The 1,221-nt window shown below is 70.9% G+C and carries 1 pseudogene; it reads left to right on the forward strand.

Annotated elements, in window-relative coordinates:
- Positions 1–1,000: pseudogene (locus tag AC08ON_RS15090) on the forward strand (N-6 DNA methylase); the annotation flags it as partial.
- Positions 1,001–1,221 lie beyond the last annotated feature (221 nt).

Below are 1,221 nucleotides of genomic sequence, written 5' to 3' on the forward strand. Positions count from 1 at the left end.
CGGGGCCGGGGCGACGCCCGCTCAGGTGCTGCTGGGCCTGGCGTGCGATGAGATCGCCGTCGTCGAAGCGGCCTGGGCGTTGTTCGTCGCCGCTGGCGGGTTCGGCGGCGACACCGCCGCCCAGGCGGACCAGGTGGCCGACGACGCCGATCTGCCGGCGGGATTCCGGCGGATGTGCGTTGCGGACCTCCTCGACGACGAGGTCGACGTGAGCCCGCGACGCTACATCGACCATCCTCCGGAAAGAACCGCTGTCGGTGAGTTTCCCGCGGTCGGTGAATTCCCCGCTGTCTGGGAGAATTTCCTGGCGACGGTGGCCTCGTTGTCCTCGGCGGTTCCCCTCCTGACCCCACCGAGGGGATCCGGACCGGCGGACCGGCCGGCTTCGTTGGGCGTCACGTCGAGCGTCACGATCGGTGAGTTGGCAAAAGCCGGATCGTTGACGATCCTGATGGCCCCGTTGCAGACCAGGGCCGGGGTCGGTGACCTGCCGTTGCTCACTGCGGGCGATGTCCGGCATGGGCGGGGCCCGTCGAGCCGGACGGAGGAACTGGCCGGAATGCTCGTTCTCCGGCCCGGCGACGTTGTCTGTGTGACGGCGTCGGGGGAGACCACGGCCCGAGTCGTCGAGGACGCGGGCGTCGTTCTCGGGCCGCGGGTGGTGCTCCTGCGGGGCGATCCCGACCGGCTCGATCCGTACTTCCTGGCCGGGATCCTGCGGGCGGCCGGCCATCGGGCGCACGGGCGATCCGGTGGTGGCGCGGATGCCCGGGCCGCCTGCCGCTCGGGTGGATCGTCGCCGCGCGCCGACCCGCGGCGGGTCCGGATACCGGTTCTCCCGCTGGCCGAACAGCGTTCCCGGGGGCTCGACTTCCAGCGCCTCACGATGGTCGAGAAGTCGCTGCGCAACGCGGTGGAACTGGCCGGGACCATCGTCCGGCTCGGTCATCTCGGAATCGCCGACGGAAGCCTGCGGGGCGGGGAGACAGGTGCCGGGTAATGACACCCCTGCCCGGTACACAGGTCCGGCCGAAGCCTTCTCCTGGTGACGCTGAAGGCGGCGCGGTGCAGCCGGGATCAGCAACCCGACAATGCCGTGGCCGGCCGACAATGCCGTGGCCGATGCCGTTTCCGGGTGGGGGTAGTGTTCCCGGGGATCGGGCGGGAAGGGACCAGGGCTGCGCGAAGGTCGCGTGGTGTGACGGCCTGTTGCGTTAAGTG

The organism is Frankia sp. CoWAU3, assembly GCF_977971855.1.